Raw genomic sequence first — 13924 nt, 5'->3', positions numbered from 1 at the left:
GAGGCGCCCTTCCTCGAGAGCGCGAATCGCGACCAGCCGCAGGCGACCTGGCTCGTCCCCGGCTCTTCGGGGCATCACAGTTGCGGGACAGCGCCGGTTTCGCACCGGCTTCGCTGCGGGGTGGTCGGTAAGACCGTAGCGCACGCGCGGACCGCCCCCGCCGCTGGTCGCGGCGGGGGCGGGTGGGTGCGACGGGCCGACCGGCCCGGGTTCAGGACGCGGTGATGGTGACGTTGTCCACGGCCGCCTCGACGAGGCTGGCCCCGGACGCGTCCGCCGCCTCGACCTGGATGCGGACGGACTGCCCGGCGTACGGGGTCAGATTCAGGTTGGCGATCGCCCAGGCGCCGTCCCGGTCGGTCGCCGCGCCGGCCTGGTTGAGCAGGGTGGTGGTGCCGCCGTTGTGCACGACGCTGACCCGGAAGTAGTCCGCCGAGGACGAGTTCGAGGCGTGCGCCAGGTACCACGCCAGCGACAGGGTCAGCGTGCCGCTCGAGGGCAGGGTCACCGCCGGGGAGCGGGCGCTGGTGACGCCGCTGTCGATGTCGTAGCTACCCGGCCCGCTGCCGGCCGCCGCGCCGGTGACCAGGTCGTTGCTGCCGGCGTACGGGGTGAGCTGCTTGGCCCCGTTGTAGCTGGTCGGCTGCGCGGCCGCCCGCTCCCACTGACCGGTGGTCGCGGTGTCGGTGCCGTTCGGGTTGGTGGTCCAGCCGGTCGCGGTCTCGAAGGTGTCCGACCAGACCGTGGTTCCACCGCCGCCGCCGCAGTACTGCTCCTGCTTGCCGATCGCGCGGTACGGGCAGTCGGCGTACTCGGCCAGGATCAACACCGCCTCCCGGTTGCGCGAGGTCTGCGCCGGGATGACCTCGTCGGGCGGGTAGAAGCCGCCGCCGCCGGCCGATCCGGGGTACATCTCGAAGGTGTACGCCCAGATGCCGTGCTGCCCCCACATCCAGTCGATGCTGACGCCGTCGGCGATGTAGAGGTCGCTGGCCTGTTCGGGGGAGTAGCCGTTGGTGGCGGCCATCTGCCGGCCGATGGTGGCGAAGGTGTTGTGCTGGTCGGTGCTCATCCCGGGCGCGGTGTCGCTGTAGGTGTAGCCGAACGGCCACAGGATCAGCTCGGAGTAGGTGTGGAAGTCGATGTTGGCCTTGATCTGCTGCGTGCCGCCGACGACCCGGCTGTTGACGAAGTTGCGCAGCGCGTTCGTCTCGGGGGCCGAGAACGGCGACGAGCCCCGGTAGGTGTCCGACGACGTGGAGCCGGAGGAACCGCCGCAGCAGCCCCACTGGTAGGACCAGTTGCGGTTGAGGTCGGTGCCGACGTACGACGAGCCGCTGTTCGGCTGCCGGTTCTTCCGCCAGAAGCGGTACGAGCCGGTGGCGACGTCGTACTCGCTGCCGTCCGGGTTCACCGTCGGGACGATCCACAGCTCCCGACTGTTGACGACGTTGGTGACCCGGGAGTCGGTGCCGTAGTTGTCGGTGAAGAGGTCGAGCAGGTAGATCGCCATCTCCACGGTCAGGTGCTCGCGGGCGTGCTGCTGGGAGTTGAAGAGGATCTCCGGCTCGTCCTCGTCGGTGCCGACGTTGTCGGAGATCTTCACCGCCATCAGGTCGCGGCCCTCGTACGAGGTTCCGATGCTGATCTTCTGAGCGATGGTGGGGTGGTCGGCTACCACCTTGTTCACCGCGGCCGTCAGCTCGGCATAGTTGTGGTAGTCGGAGTCGGCGGGGGGAAAGTCGCGAGTGCCGATCTCCCCGTCGGCGGCCCCCCGGTCGGTGGGCAGCGCCGCGACCGCCTCCAACCGGAAGCCCAGCCGGGTGATGGCGGCGGCCTCGGCCCGGGTGGCGGAGACGTGCAGGACGCCGTGCTCGGAGTAGTCGATCGCGGCGCCCGTGCGGGCGACCGCGGCACGGTCGGCCAGCGTACGCGGACCGAGCACCCGGTACGGCACGGCGGCCGGCTCACCGGAACGGTCCGGGGCCGGGTCTGCGGAGACCGGTGGTGCGGCGAGGGTGAGCAGGCCGAGCCCCACGGCGATGGCGAGCGCGAGGCGGCGGCGGAGGGCGGGGGTGCGGAAGGCCATGGACAACCTCCTGGAGGCGCGGGAGGACTCTCCCGCTTGGTGGTGGACACTCCACCACCTGTCACATGGTCATATCAATATCCATCCATCTTTACGTTCCATGCCAGCCTGATCGTCACATTGGAAATAATCTTCGATCTATCGATGCTTGGCGCAAGTTCCCTGCGGGCGAGACACCGACCGGAGCCAACCGGTGATCCGATCCGATCGGGCGGGGCCCGGCACCCGCGCGACCTCCGATCAGGAGGTCTTGGGCTCGTCGTCGTCGCCGGCCAGCGCCGAGCGGAGGCGCTCCTTCTCGGCCCGGCGCCGCTCGGCGGCGGCGGCCATCTCCTCGGCCATCTCCTCCCGCCAGCCCCGAAGCAGGAAGAACGAGGCGGCCGCCGAGAAGACCAGGGCCAGCATCAGCTTGAGAAAGAGGTTCATCTCGACGAGCCAGAGGGCCGCCAGCACGATGACGAACAGCCCGATCCGGCCCAGGGTGTACTTGACCGCCGCGCTCATTTTCGTACTCCGTTCTCCGCCGCCGGTCCGACGGCGGCGTCAGCCCGTCCGGCGGGCCAGCCACCGCACACCGGGAAACCACACCACCGCGTACGCCAGGGTGAAGCCCGCCGCGCCCAGCCCACCGGAGAGCAGCGGCGGCAGCCCGGCCGCCAGCCCGGCCGCCACCAGGCCCGCCGTCACGCCCGCCGCCCCGGCGGCCAACGCGGCCACCACCCGAGCCGCCCCGAACTCCCAGGCGCGGAAGTCCTCCCAGTAGAGCCACGCCGGCAGGATCACGGCCAGCCAGCCGTTGGCCTGGCCGAACTCCCCGGCACCGAACGAAGCGAAGGCGAAGTCGAAGAGCACCACCGCCAACACCCCGATGACCAGGCCAGCCAGACTCACCCCAAGCAGGTCGCCGAGGGTCCGGATACGCCCCTCGGCGTCGCGCCGGGGAAAGCCGCTGTGCTGCTCGGTCATGGCCCTACGAGGGTACGCGAGCCGCCTGCCGCAGGCCCCGCCCGGGCCGGCTCAGTCGCCGGGCTGGTCCGCGGCGGCCGGCACCGCCACCTGGAACGGCATGTCGAACCGCTGCCGCACCTGGCAAGGCGCCGCAGCCTTTCGGCGGCCCGTCGGCGCGTCAGGGCCGGTGACGACGGCGGTCGACGGCCCCGCCGTCCCGGTGGCGTAGCTCCCGCCGCGGCTGCCCCTGGTACGGCGAGTGCGACGGGCGGTACGGCGGGCCGCCAGGGACGCCGCCGGCCGGCGGGAGCGGTTCGGCCACCCGTCGGCGGTCCCGGCGTACGCTCCGGACCCCCAGGACCACCTCGGCCTGGGGCAGCGCCTCCAGGAAGCGCTCCAGGTTGTAGCTGCACTCGCGGGCCCGCAGGTACGACCGGCTGGACAGGGCGACCAGCGCGTCGTCCAGCTCGATCCGCCAGGTCCACTGACCGCTGGCTGGGACCGTGCCCTCCAACGGCACCACCCGGTCCACGTTGGCCTGTAGGTCGAGGACCGCCTCCCGGCACTGCGCGTAGGCCTCGTGGTAGACCGGGCCACGACCGAGCGGGCGGTTGTTCGGTGACACGAGCATCCAGACGATGCCATCGGCGGCCTGCCCCTGGTACGGCTCGGGCATCGGCGCGGCAAGGAACACGAAGCGTGAACGCTGCACCCTGATCCCTTCCTCCTCCAGCGTGCCCACGCCCGCTGGCTGGCCTTCCCCAGGACCACGTTCCGTAGCACAGCGTCGGGAGTACCGGTAACCCGTTGCGCAGCCATCCGCGCACGCCAGACGTGGACTATGTGAACAGCGAGTACCGGAGCGGCCAAGCGAGGTTGCGGTACGGCCCGCCGGGTGGACCGGCCCGGCAGCTGTGCGTCGCACCCGAAGCCGGTCGGGCAGGTGCCGAGGTGGTGGCACCGGCACCCGGGCCACGCCCCGATCCACCCGACGGACTCAGCTGGCCCAGACCTGCTGCGGCTCGGCGCGGCGCTGCGCCAGCGTCGGCGCGGCGTCGTATTCGCGCACCACCTCGTACCGGGTGTTGCGCTCGACCGGACGGAAGCCAGCGTCCCAGATCAGGTGCAGCAGGTCCTCGCGGTGCATCGTGTTCGGCGTACCGTACTCGTCGGCATCGTGGGTGATCTTGTATTCGACGACGGAGCCGTCCAGGTCGTCCACCCCGAAGTTCAGCGAAAGCTGGGCGACCGAGAGGCCGTGCATCACCCAGAAACACTTCACGTGTGGCACGTTGTCGAAGAGCAGCCGGGACACGGCGAACGTCTTCAGCGACTCGGCTGGGGAGGCCATCGTGGTGCGGGCCTGGATCCGGTTACGGATCTTGCCGTCCGCCGAGTCAACGAAGTCGTGCTGGTAACGCAGCGGGATGAAGACCGCGAAGCCGCCGGTCTCGTCCTGCAGCTCGCGCAGTCGTAGCACGTGGTCGACCCGGTGCCGGGGCTCCTCGATGTGGCCGTACAGCATGGTCGACGGGGTCTTCATGCCCTTGCTGTGGGCCAGCCGGTGGATCCGCGACCAGTCCTCCCAGTGGCAGGCGTGGTCGACGATGTGCTGCCGGACCTCCCAGTCGAAGATCTCCGCGCCACCGCCGGTCAGCGACTCCAGGCCGGCGTCCATCAGCTCGTCGAGGATCTCGTCGGCGCTCCGGCCGCTGATCTTCTCGAACCACTGCACCTCCGTGGCGGTGAAGCACTTCAGCTTGACCCTCGGCAGCGCCGCCTTCAGCTCCCGCAGCACCTTCGGGTAGTACCGCCAGGGCAGCGTCGGGTGCAGGCCGTTGACGATGTGCAGCTCCGTGAGCTGCTCGTCCTCCATCTCCTTGGCCTTGCGGACCGCCTCGTCGATGCGCATCGTGTACGCGTCCTTCTCCCCCGGCTTGCGCTGGAACGAGCAGTACGCGCAGCTCGCGCTACACACGTTGGTCAGGTTCAGGTGCCGGTTCACGTTGAACATCACCCGGTCGCCGTTGCGCTCGGCACGACGGTGGTGCGCCAGCCGACCCAGCCAGGCGAGGTCGTCGCTCTCGTAGAGCGCGATCCCGTCTTCGCGGGTCAGCCGCTCGCCGGCGTACACCTTCGCTTCCAGCTCACGCTTGAGTCCGGCGTCCATCTCCAGCCCGTCCCTTCACCTGCGGTCCCGGTCGAGCCTACGTCGAGCGGCCGACCGGCGATCAGCGCGGTAGGCGGGCAGCGACGTACTTCACCGGGTTCTCAGCCACCCGTAACCCGGCCAGACATCGACATCCTTGCCAGTCTGCGGTAAGACAGGATGGGGCACGACGCGTATCACTGGTAGCGTGCTGACGCCGTGTGTGCAAGATCGCGCGCACACGATGCGGTGACACCACGCCGAACGGGGAGCGGAATGGTCGACAGCGGATACGGACGACGAGGCCGGCGGCGCCCGGTGATCTCACCGATGCTCCATCCGAAGCTCTGGTCGGCCCTGCTCGGCGCCGTCGCCGCCACCGTGCTGAGCGCGCCGGCGTACGCCGACCCCCCGTTGCCCACCACCGTGCCCGACTCCGGCGCCCGCCCGGTCATTTCCAGCCCGCTGAGCCTGCCCGGCGGCGCCCCGCTCACCGGGACGCCGGGCACCGGCGTCACGCCGGCACCCAACCTGGTCAACGGCCCACTCGCCGCGCAGATCTACGCCGCAGAGGCACGGATCGGCCAGCTCGGCGACGAGCTGCTCCTGCTTCGACAGCAACGCACGGAGGCGGAGGGCCAGCTCGCCGTCGCCGAGCGCGAGCTGGCCGTCGCCCGAAAAGCGCTGGCCTGGGCGCAGGAGCGGGCCGATGTCGCCGTCAGCGACGCGATCAAGGCCGCTGCGGCGCTGCCACCCGGCCCGTTCGCCACCGACCTGCACGACCTGAGCCGGATCTCCCGGATCTCCCGGGGCGAGAAGGTCGAGGGCGGGGACACCACGGCCGCGACCCGCAAGCTCAACCAGGCCCGTACCGGTGAGCAGGCCGCCCAGCAAGCCCTGCTGGCCGCGCAAGACCGGTTGCAGACCGCCAGCGCCGGGTACACCGCCAGCGAGCAGGCGTTGCGGGCGGAGGAGACGAAGCTCGCCAAGCTACGCCAAGACAACACGGCACAGCTCGTCGAGTTGGAACGCCAGCAGGAGGCCGCCGAGCAGCGACTCGGCGCCGGGTACGTCGCCAACGAGACGGCGAACGGGCTGGCCGCGCACCCCACGGCGTTGAAGGCGGTCGCGTACGCGAAGGCACAGCTCGGCGACCCCTACCTGTGGGCGGCCGAGGGGCCCGACCGGTTCGACTGCTCAGGGCTGATCTGGGCCGCCTACCGCTCCGCCGGCTACTACGACCTCCCCCGGGTCGCTCGCGACCAGTACTACGCGACCCGGCGCCGCACCGTCCCCCGGACCGCCCTGCTCCCCGGTGACCTGCTCTTCTTCGCCTCCGGGTCGAGCTGGACGACCATCCACCACATCGGCATGTACGTGGGCGGCGGCAAGATGATCCACGCCCCGAGCACCGGCGACGTCGTCAAGATCTCGGCGGTGCGCTGGTCCCGGCTCTACGCCGCCACCAGGGTCGTCGGGGCGGTCAACGCGCCGACCAAGCCGGCTCCGCCGAGGCCGTCGGCCACCCCCACCACATCCCCGTCGGCCACCACGTCCCCGTCGGCCAGCCCCACGACCTCCCCGTCACGCACGACGTCCCCCTCGGCCACCACCTCCCCGTCGGCCAGCCCCACGACCTCCCCGTCACGCACCACATCCCCCTCGGCCACCACGTCCCCCTCGGCCACCACATCCCCCTCGGCCACCACGTCCCCGTCGGCCAGCCCCACGACCTCCCCGTCACGCACCACATCCCCATCCGCCACCACATCCCCGTCGACGACGCGGACCGGGACGGCCTCGCCGACCCCGACCCCGACCGACAGCTAACCCGCCCCGGAGACCAGCGGAGACCGGCGAGCGCCCACCGGTTTCCTCGGCCGGCCCTCGTCGCCATCGCCGAACACAACGGCCAGCCGCGCCGTCCCAGCCACGGCGGCGAGCAGCGCGACACTGTCGGCCAGCGCCGCTGCGAGCACCGGCAGCCGATGCTCCGGATCATCGCCCGCAACCGACTCCGGCTGTGCGGCCGAGGCAGAATATGGCACGGTGAGACCCAGGCACGCCCGGTCCGCCGGCACGGATCCGGGTGCGAGCGTGGCGCGGAGGGCGAGCATGGCCGAGCAGCATCACCCGGTGGACCCGTCCGTCATCGACCTCACCGGCACGACCGATCGGCGGCACGGCGATGCGCCCACGACGACGCCCGGCCCGACCGACGAGAGCGACCTGGCAGCCGACGACGACGGGGCCAGCCAACGGTCCGCCACAGCCGCGACCGGTCGGGGACAGGTGAGTGCCGCCTGCGCCGTCGCACCCCCGCCGCACCGACAGGTCCCCTCCGCCGCCGATACGGCTCGGGCCAACGTCGCGGTGCCCGGGGCGAGCCCGGTCTCCGCCGCCGAGGCGGCCGCCATCCGATCGGCCACCGGCGAGGCACGGCTCTACCGGGCGGGGCCGGTCAACCCGGAGCCTCCCGAGCCAGCGCAGCCACCGGGGCCGGCCAGCCCGGAGCCTCCCGCACCGGCGCAACCGCCCACGCCCCCGGTGCCGGAGCCAGAGCCCACCCCCACGCCGCCCGTCCCCGGGCCGAACCCGCCGTCGCCGAACCCGCCGGTGCCGGAACCGACGCCACCAATCCCCGGCCCCCCGTACCCGCCCGGCCCGACCCCGCCTCGACCGGCTCCGCCCGCGCCTGGTCCACCGACGCCGCCACCCGGCCCGCCGGTACCCGCCCCGCCGCCACCGCCCGGCCCGATGCCGGCGCCACCGTTCCCGCCACCGCCCGCCACGTCGCCGCCCGCCGAGCCGGCCGGACAACCGATCCGGCTCACCGGCCGGGCAGCCGTACCGGTGTCCGCCCCGCCGGCGGTGCCCGGCCCGCGCGCCACCACCCTGCCCGTGCCGGTCGCTGGGCCGCCCACTCCGCCCGGGGCACCGGTGTCGGTTTCGTCCGGGCCGCCCACCGGCCGCGCCACCGTGCCGCCGCCCGTTCCGCTTTCAAGGCCGGTGTCCGCACCACCCGTCGTGTCCGCACCGGCACTGCCGACCTGGCCACCGCGAAGCGGCCCGGCCAGCCGCCGGGACACCGGGGCACCAGCGGTGACCACCTCCGCCGGGAGCGCCTTGGTCGGCTCGGCGGATACCCGAAACCGTGTGGAGGCCGGCCACGGGGAACGGTACGAGGGCGACCTGAATTCGATCTACAGCGGCGGCACGGAGGCACCGGGCATCGCCACCGTGGCCTTCCCGGCCAACACGTTGGAGACGTCGGGTTCCCTGACCGGGCACATCCTTGCCCAGGGCTGGACGGAGACGCCGGCCGACGAGCGCTCCAGCACCGCCCGGGTGGCGGTCGTCCTCGCCGCGTCGCTGGGTCTGCTGGTCGCGATCGGCGTGCTGGTCGTCCTGCTGGCCAGCGACCTGATGGACGGGCTGATGGGCAACGTTCTCAGCGGGTGAGCGCCGGGTGAGCCGGCCCACTACGGTCGGCGACGGCGTGGCGGGTCGGGTGGACGGCAGTACACTGGTGGAGATCACTGACCCGGCGCCCGCGTGCGCCCATGGGCGGTCTTGCGGGCGATCCGGCGGCGTGCAGCCGTGGCGGGGATCGCGAAGACGCGCCCCGCTCGAAAGGCCTTTCTTGACCACCTCGCTCGACCCCGGCACGTCCTCGTCCGCCCCCGAAACCACCGTCGACTTCGCCGCCCTCGGGCTGCCCCAGCCGCTGGTGCGGGCCCTGTCAAGGCAGGGCATCAGCACGCCGTTCGAGATCCAGCGTGCCACCATCCCGGACGCGCTCGCCGGCCGGGACGTCCTCGGGCGTGGTCAGACCGGCTCCGGCAAGACCCTCGCCTTCGGCCTGCCCCTGCTGGCCCGGGTCGCCGACGGGGAGCGGGCCCGGCCCCGGCGCCCCCGGGCCCTGGTCCTGGTGCCGACCCGGGAACTCGCCATGCAGGTCAACGACGCCCTGCTACCGCTCGGCAGGGCGACCGGCGTGTTCCTCAAGACCGCGGTCGGCGGTGTGCCGTACGACCGGCAGATCGATGCCCTGCGCCGTGGGGTGGAGGTCGTGGTGGCAACCCCGGGCCGGCTCGGCGACCTCATCGACCGGGGCGTCTGCCGCCTTGACGATGTCGAGGTCACCGTGCTGGACGAGGCGGACCAGATGGCCGACATGGGCTTCCTGCCCGAGGTGACCGAGCTACTGACGAAGACCTCGGTCGACGCCCAACGGCTACTCTTCTCGGCCACCCTGGACGGTGACGTGGACACGCTGGTCAAGCGGTTCATGACCGACCCGGTCACCCACTCGACCGCCCCACCGACAGCTGCTGTGTCCACCATGGACCATCACCTCCTGCTGATCCCACCGCACGACAAGTTTCCGGTCGCCGCGTCCATCGCGGCACGGGACGGGCGGACCATGCTCTTCGCCCGGACCCAGCTCGGCGTCGACCGGCTCGTGCAGCAGCTGGCCTCGGTCGGCGTCCGGGCCGGGGGCCTGCACGGCGGCAAGACCCAGCGGATGCGCACCCGCACCCTCGCCGAGTTCCGGGAAGGCCGGATGGACGTCCTGGTCGCCACGGACGTCGCGGCCCGGGGGATCCACGTCGACGGCGTCTCGCTGGTGCTGCACATCGACCCGCCAAAGGACCCGAAGGACTACCTGCACCGGGCGGGGCGCACCGCGCGGGCGGGTGAGTCCGGCGCGGTGGCCACCCTGGTCCTGCCGAAACAGCGCCGCAGCACCCTGGCGATGCTCGAGAAGGCGGGCGTGGAGCCGGCGCAGACCCGGGTCCGGGCCGGCGACCCGGTCCTGGCCGAGCTGACCGGGGCCCGGGAGCCGAGCGGAGTCCCGGTCCGCGACGAGCCCACGCCGCGCCGACGCGGCGACCGGCCGGACCGCCCGCAGCGGTTCAGCGACCGCCGGCCGGGACGCGGCGAACGCGGACGGCACGGCGAACGCGGCGAACGCGGCGAACGCGGACGGCACGGCGAACGCGGCGAACGCGGACGGCACGGCGAACGCCGCAACGGGCCGAGGCCGGCGGACGGCCGCTCGGAGCGGCGTTCGGGTGACCGGTTCGTCGGCGGCCGGCCCGCCGGCAGCTACTGAGCCGGAGCGGCATTCCGCACGGCGGCTCGGGGGTGGGACTGGTCCGGGCCAGGGCGGCGCCCCAGCCGACTGCGCTGCCAGCCCGCAGCCGGTCACGTAGCGTCGGTTCATGCCGACCATGCCGAAGTCGTTTCTCTGGACCCGGACGGACGCCGTCGGCGCCGAGCACGCCCTCGTCGATGACGGGCGGGGGCTCACGGCGCGCGGCACCCAGGTCGCCGTCGACCCGATCCCGTACACCTGCCGTTACCAGCTCACCACCGACCCGGAGTGGATGACCACCGGACTCGTGGTGGAGGCGGAGGGGTCGGGCTGGCTGCGCACCATCCGCCTGGAACGGGCGGCCGACCGGTGGCGGGTGACCACCGCCGAGCAGGGCGACCTGGACGCGGCGCTGGCCGTCGCCGACCACCCACCCGCCGGCCTGCCCGGCACCGACGACCCGGACCGGCTGGTCGACGCGGTCGATGTCGATCTGGGCGGGTCGCCGCTCTTCAACACGCTGCCGGTCCGCCGGCTCGGGCTGACCGGCTCGCCAGTCGACACCGCGCACCGGGTCCCCGTCGCCTGGGTCCTGGTGCCGAGCCTGTCGGTGGTCTTCGCCGAGCAGGTCTACACGGCGCTGGGCCCGGACCGGGTGCGGTTCGCCAGCGACACGTTCACCGCCGAGCTTGACCTGGACGACGCGGGCTACGTGCTGTGCTACCCGGGTCTGGCGAAGCGAGCCGAACCGCGTTGACGAGGTTCGCCGTCAGCTGGGCCACGCCCCGCTGGTCAGGAAGCGCTCGATGGTCGCCAGGTACGGCGCCAGGTCCAGGCCCTGGGCGGCGACCCAGTCGTCGGCGTAGTAGGTGTCCGCGTAGCGTTCTCCGGCGTCGCAGATCAGGGTCACGACGGAGCCGGTCCGCCCCACCGCGAGCAGCTCGGCGATCAGCCCAAACGCCCCCCACAGGTTGGTGCCGGTCGAGCCGCCAAGCCGCCGGCCGAGCACGGTCGAACCGGCCCGCATCGCGGCCAGCGAGGCGGCGTCGGGCACCCGCACCATCCGGTCCACCACCGAGGGCAGGAAGGACGCCTCCACCGTGGGGCGACCGATGCCCTCGATCCGGGACCCGCGCCCGGTGCACACCGACCAGTCGCCGGCCTGCCACGCCGGATAGAACGCGGAATTCTCCGGATCCACCACGCAGAGCTTGGTGGGCAGCCGTCGGTAGCGGGCGTACCGGCCGATGGTGGCGCTGGTACCGCCGGTACCTGCCCCGACGACGACCCACACCGGAACGGGGTGCCGCTCCAGGGCAAGCTGCGAAAAGATCGACTCGGCGATGTTGTTGTTGCCCCGCCAGTCGGTGGCCCGCTCGGCGTAGGTGAACTGGTCCATGAAGTGACCACCGGAGTCCTCGGCCAGCCACCGCGCCTCGACGACCACCTTGGCCGGGTCGTCCACCAGGTGACAGCGGCCCCCCTGAAACTCGATCTTCGCGATCTTCTCCGGCGAGGTGGTGGCCGGCATCACCGCGATGAACGGCAACCCGAGCATCCGGGCGAAGTACGCCTCGGAGACCGCCGTCGACCCGGAGGAGGCCTCCACGATCGTCGTGCCGGGGCCGATCCAGCCGTTGCAGAGCCCGTAGAGGAACAGCGAGCGAGCCAGCCGGTGCTTCAGCGAGCCGGTAGGGTGCACCGACTCGTCCTTGAGGTAGAGGTCGACTCCCCACTCGCGGGGCAGTGGGAACGGCAGCAGATGGGTGTCGGCCGACCGGTTGGCGTCCGCCTCCACGGCGGCGATCGCCTCGGTCACCCATCGCCGGCTGGCCTCGTCACACCGATCGAAATGAGTCACATCGGAAAGCTAGCAAGCCTGGTCGGTGTGACCCGGCCCCGGTCCGGCGGTGTAGGCGGTCAGGCGGGAGGTGGGGTGACTGGTTGGGGACGATTCTCCCACTTGGTCGACAGGGCGATCCCGGTTCGGGTCGAGGCCACCCCCGGGGTGCGGTTCAACCGGACAATGAGCTGCTCGAGCTCGGCAATGGTGCCGACCCGCGCTTTGAGCAGGAAGGATTCCACACCAGCCATGAAGTAGCAGGACTCGATTTCGGGTATCGCCCGGAACGCCTCAAGTACGTCGTCGGTGTCCGCGCCGGAGTCCTCGACGATACTGATGATCGCGGTCACCCCCAGCCCGATGGTCTCCGGTTCCACCTCGGCCCGGTACGCGCGGATCACACCGCTCGACTCCAGCTTGCCGACCCGCTCGTGCACGGCCGGGGCGGAGAGGCCCACCTGTCGGGCCAACTCGGCGTAAGAGAGGCGGGCATTGCCGCGCAGCAGTTCAACGAGGCTCAGGTCGATCGTGTCCACGGACTGTAGACCCTAGTCGTACCGGCTGGGCGGCACGTGCACGGACTCCGCGAAACCTACCGAGGGTGATTGCCCCAACCACAACACACGAAGAACATCTGCGGGTAACATTCCTAACTTCCCACTCAGTGCTTTTTTCGCGTTTGGCGGACAGGCCAGGTCGCTGGTGCTGTAATTGCCATACGTCCCTCATGACGGCTCTGGGCTCGCACCAGCCGGGGGCAGTGTGTTCAGCCGGGGGCTTCGTCGATGCGAGGAGGGGGCTGTGGACACTGGAGATCGCCTGCTGACACCGGGTGAGGTCGCCGCGCTGTTTCGGGTTGATCCCAAGACTGTGACGAGGTGGGCAGCGGCGGGCCGGATAGGCAGCATCCGGACTCCAGGCGGGCATCGCCGGTTTCGGGAATCCGAGGTACGAGCGCTACTCGAAGGAGAGGGCATGTTGGACGAGGCGGAGGACATGGGCAGGCCGCGCAATGCTGGCCCGACCGCCTCGACCGGGTCCGGTCCGGCCAACGCCGGGATGTACTGAAGCGGCGCGACGGCGCGCGGACCGGTGCCTGGCGGCCGGCCCGCGCCGATCGGCGCCGACCCTCACTCCGGTCGGCGGCACCGACGGCCGGCTCAGTTCCGCGCCGCGCCCAGCTCACCCGACCAGCGGCGGAGGAGCGTGTGCGGTACGCCCAGGGCGTCCAGCACCTTGCCGGCGACGAAGTCCACCAGTTGGACGGCGGAGGCCGCGGCTCCCGCGCCGTAGAAGCCGGGGCTGGCCGGTAGCACCACCGCACCCGCGTCGTGCAGGGCGATCAGGTGCTCCAGGTGGCTCCGGGTCACCGGCGTCTCGCGCGGCACCACGACCACCCGCCGGCGCTCCTTGAGGTTGACCTCGGCCGCCCGTTGCAGCAGATCCTTGGAGAGGCCGATGGCGATGCCGGCGCAGGCGGCCGTGCTCGCCGGGACGACCGCCATACCGCGCGCCCGGTAGGAACCGCTGCTCGGACCGGCCGCGAGATCACCCGCCGGCCAGTGGCGGACGTCCGCGGCAGTGAGGTCCCGCCCGAGCCAGGCGGCGAGGTCGTCGGCCCAGTGCCCGTCCCGGAACGGCCGACCGGTCTCGTCCAGGATGGTCAACCGGGCAGCCCGGGACACGATCAGATCCACCGGCTCCCCGGCGTCGAGCAGCGCCCGGACGACGGCCGCGGCGTACGGCGTTCCGGATGCCCCGGAGACCCCGACCACCCATGGTTCGCGCATGCCA

Annotated in this window: 14 protein-coding genes and 1 riboswitch; of the genes, 5 read left to right on the top strand and 9 right to left on the bottom strand. The window is 72.0% G+C overall.

The genetic code is table 11. From position 1 onward, the window contains the following. Positions 1-46 precede the first annotated feature (46 nt). Positions 47-109, bottom strand: a riboswitch (cobalamin riboswitch). A gap of 102 nt (positions 110-211) precedes the next feature. The 5 genes from QTQ03_RS21600 to mqnE form a co-directional block, all read right to left on the bottom strand. Continuing rightward, positions 212-2089, bottom strand: a complete 1878-nt coding sequence (locus QTQ03_RS21600; protein WP_289279617.1) for a M14 family metallopeptidase — start codon at positions 2087-2089, stop codon at positions 212-214. 240 nt (positions 2090-2329) lie between these two features. Further along, entirely contained in the window at positions 2330-2593 is a 264-nt protein-coding gene (locus QTQ03_RS21595) for a DUF4229 domain-containing protein (protein ID WP_289279616.1), read from the bottom strand. Positions 2594-2632: 39 nt separating this feature from the next. Further along, the gene (locus QTQ03_RS21590) at positions 2633-3055 is read right to left on the bottom strand and encodes a hypothetical protein (RefSeq protein ID WP_289279615.1); all 423 of its coding nucleotides are present in this window, start codon (positions 3053-3055) and stop codon (positions 2633-2635) included. 160 nt (positions 3056-3215) lie between these two features. Continuing rightward, the gene (locus QTQ03_RS21585) at positions 3216-3779 is read right to left on the bottom strand and encodes a hypothetical protein (RefSeq protein WP_289279614.1); all 564 of its coding nucleotides are present in this window, start codon (positions 3777-3779) and stop codon (positions 3216-3218) included. 255 nt (positions 3780-4034) lie between these two features. Continuing rightward, positions 4035-5207, bottom strand: a complete 1173-nt coding sequence (gene mqnE, locus QTQ03_RS21580) for an aminofutalosine synthase MqnE (protein WP_289279613.1) — start codon at positions 5205-5207, stop codon at positions 4035-4037. A gap of 255 nt (positions 5208-5462) precedes the next feature. On the opposite strand from mqnE, the gene QTQ03_RS21575 reads away from it, so the two are divergent. Beyond that, positions 5463-7016, top strand: a complete 1554-nt coding sequence (locus QTQ03_RS21575; RefSeq protein ID WP_289279612.1) for an NlpC/P60 family protein — start codon at positions 5463-5465, stop codon at positions 7014-7016. Here the strand turns inward: QTQ03_RS21575 and QTQ03_RS21570 are convergent. Beyond that, positions 7013-7234 (bottom strand): hypothetical protein, encoded by a 222-nt coding sequence (locus tag QTQ03_RS21570; RefSeq protein ID WP_289279611.1) that lies wholly within the window; start codon positions 7232-7234, stop codon positions 7013-7015. The two genes, QTQ03_RS21575 and QTQ03_RS21570, sit on opposite strands and share 4 nt — an antisense overlap. Positions 7235-7301: 67 nt before the next feature. On the opposite strand from QTQ03_RS21570, the gene QTQ03_RS21565 reads away from it, so the two are divergent. The 3 genes from QTQ03_RS21565 (at position 7302) to QTQ03_RS21555 (ending at position 11044) form a co-directional block, all read left to right on the top strand. After that, on the top strand, positions 7302-8648 hold the full coding sequence (locus QTQ03_RS21565; RefSeq protein WP_289279610.1) for a hypothetical protein: 1347 nt from the start codon (positions 7302-7304) through the stop codon (positions 8646-8648). A 181-nt stretch (positions 8649-8829) separates the two neighbouring features. After that, positions 8830-10305 (top strand): DEAD/DEAH box helicase, encoded by a 1476-nt coding sequence (locus QTQ03_RS21560; protein WP_289279609.1) that lies wholly within the window; start codon positions 8830-8832, stop codon positions 10303-10305. A gap of 109 nt (positions 10306-10414) precedes the next feature. Further along, a complete protein-coding gene (locus tag QTQ03_RS21555) occupies positions 10415-11044 on the top strand; it encodes a putative glycolipid-binding domain-containing protein (RefSeq protein WP_289279608.1) in 630 nt (209 codons plus the stop codon). A 12-nt stretch (positions 11045-11056) separates the two neighbouring features. Here QTQ03_RS21555 and cds1 read toward each other — a convergent pair whose 3' ends face one another. Both cds1 and QTQ03_RS21545 read right to left on the bottom strand, forming a co-directional pair. After that, positions 11057-12148, bottom strand: coding sequence for an L-cysteine desulfhydrase Cds1 (gene cds1, locus QTQ03_RS21550; RefSeq protein ID WP_289279607.1), 1092 nt, complete (start codon positions 12146-12148; stop codon positions 11057-11059). Between the two features lie 59 nt (positions 12149-12207). Then, positions 12208-12666, bottom strand: coding sequence for an Lrp/AsnC family transcriptional regulator (locus QTQ03_RS21545; protein WP_289279606.1), 459 nt, complete (start codon positions 12664-12666; stop codon positions 12208-12210). A gap of 265 nt (positions 12667-12931) precedes the next feature. Between QTQ03_RS21545 and QTQ03_RS21540 the strand changes: the two genes are divergently transcribed. Next, on the top strand, positions 12932-13198 hold the full coding sequence (locus tag QTQ03_RS21540; protein ID WP_289279605.1) for a BldC family transcriptional regulator: 267 nt from the start codon (positions 12932-12934) through the stop codon (positions 13196-13198). A 92-nt stretch (positions 13199-13290) separates the two neighbouring features. Here QTQ03_RS21540 and QTQ03_RS21535 read toward each other — a convergent pair whose 3' ends face one another. Continuing rightward, complete coding sequence (locus QTQ03_RS21535) at positions 13291-13920, bottom strand: UbiX family flavin prenyltransferase (RefSeq protein WP_289279604.1); 630 nt, start codon at positions 13918-13920, stop codon at positions 13291-13293. Positions 13921-13924: the final 4 nt, after the last annotated feature.

This window comes from Micromonospora sp. WMMA1363 (assembly GCF_030345795.1).
In the GTDB taxonomy this organism is placed as follows: domain Bacteria; phylum Actinomycetota; class Actinomycetes; order Mycobacteriales; family Micromonosporaceae; genus Micromonospora.
Note: the sequence above shows the minus strand (reverse complement) of the source record. Positions and strands in the feature narration are given on the sequence as shown.

Excerpts from the sequence above, each read along its gene's own strand:
- QTQ03_RS21600 (WP_289279617.1), bottom strand. The coding sequence starts at position 2,089 with ATGGCCTTCCGCACCCCCGCCCTCCGCCGCCGCCTCGCGCTCGCCATC.
- QTQ03_RS21575 (WP_289279612.1), top strand. The coding sequence starts at position 5,463 with ATGGTCGACAGCGGATACGGACGACGAGGCCGGCGGCGCCCGGTGATC.
- mqnE (WP_289279613.1), bottom strand. The coding sequence starts at position 5,207 with ATGGACGCCGGACTCAAGCGTGAGCTGGAAGCGAAGGTGTACGCCGGC.
- QTQ03_RS21555 (WP_289279608.1), top strand. The coding sequence starts at position 10,415 with ATGCCGACCATGCCGAAGTCGTTTCTCTGGACCCGGACGGACGCCGTC.
- QTQ03_RS21590 (WP_289279615.1), bottom strand. The coding sequence starts at position 3,055 with ATGACCGAGCAGCACAGCGGCTTTCCCCGGCGCGACGCCGAGGGGCGT.
- QTQ03_RS21595 (WP_289279616.1), bottom strand. The coding sequence starts at position 2,593 with ATGAGCGCGGCGGTCAAGTACACCCTGGGCCGGATCGGGCTGTTCGTC.
- QTQ03_RS21535 (WP_289279604.1), bottom strand. The coding sequence starts at position 13,920 with ATGCGCGAACCATGGGTGGTCGGGGTCTCCGGGGCATCCGGAACGCCG.
- QTQ03_RS21565 (WP_289279610.1), top strand. The coding sequence starts at position 7,302 with ATGGCCGAGCAGCATCACCCGGTGGACCCGTCCGTCATCGACCTCACC.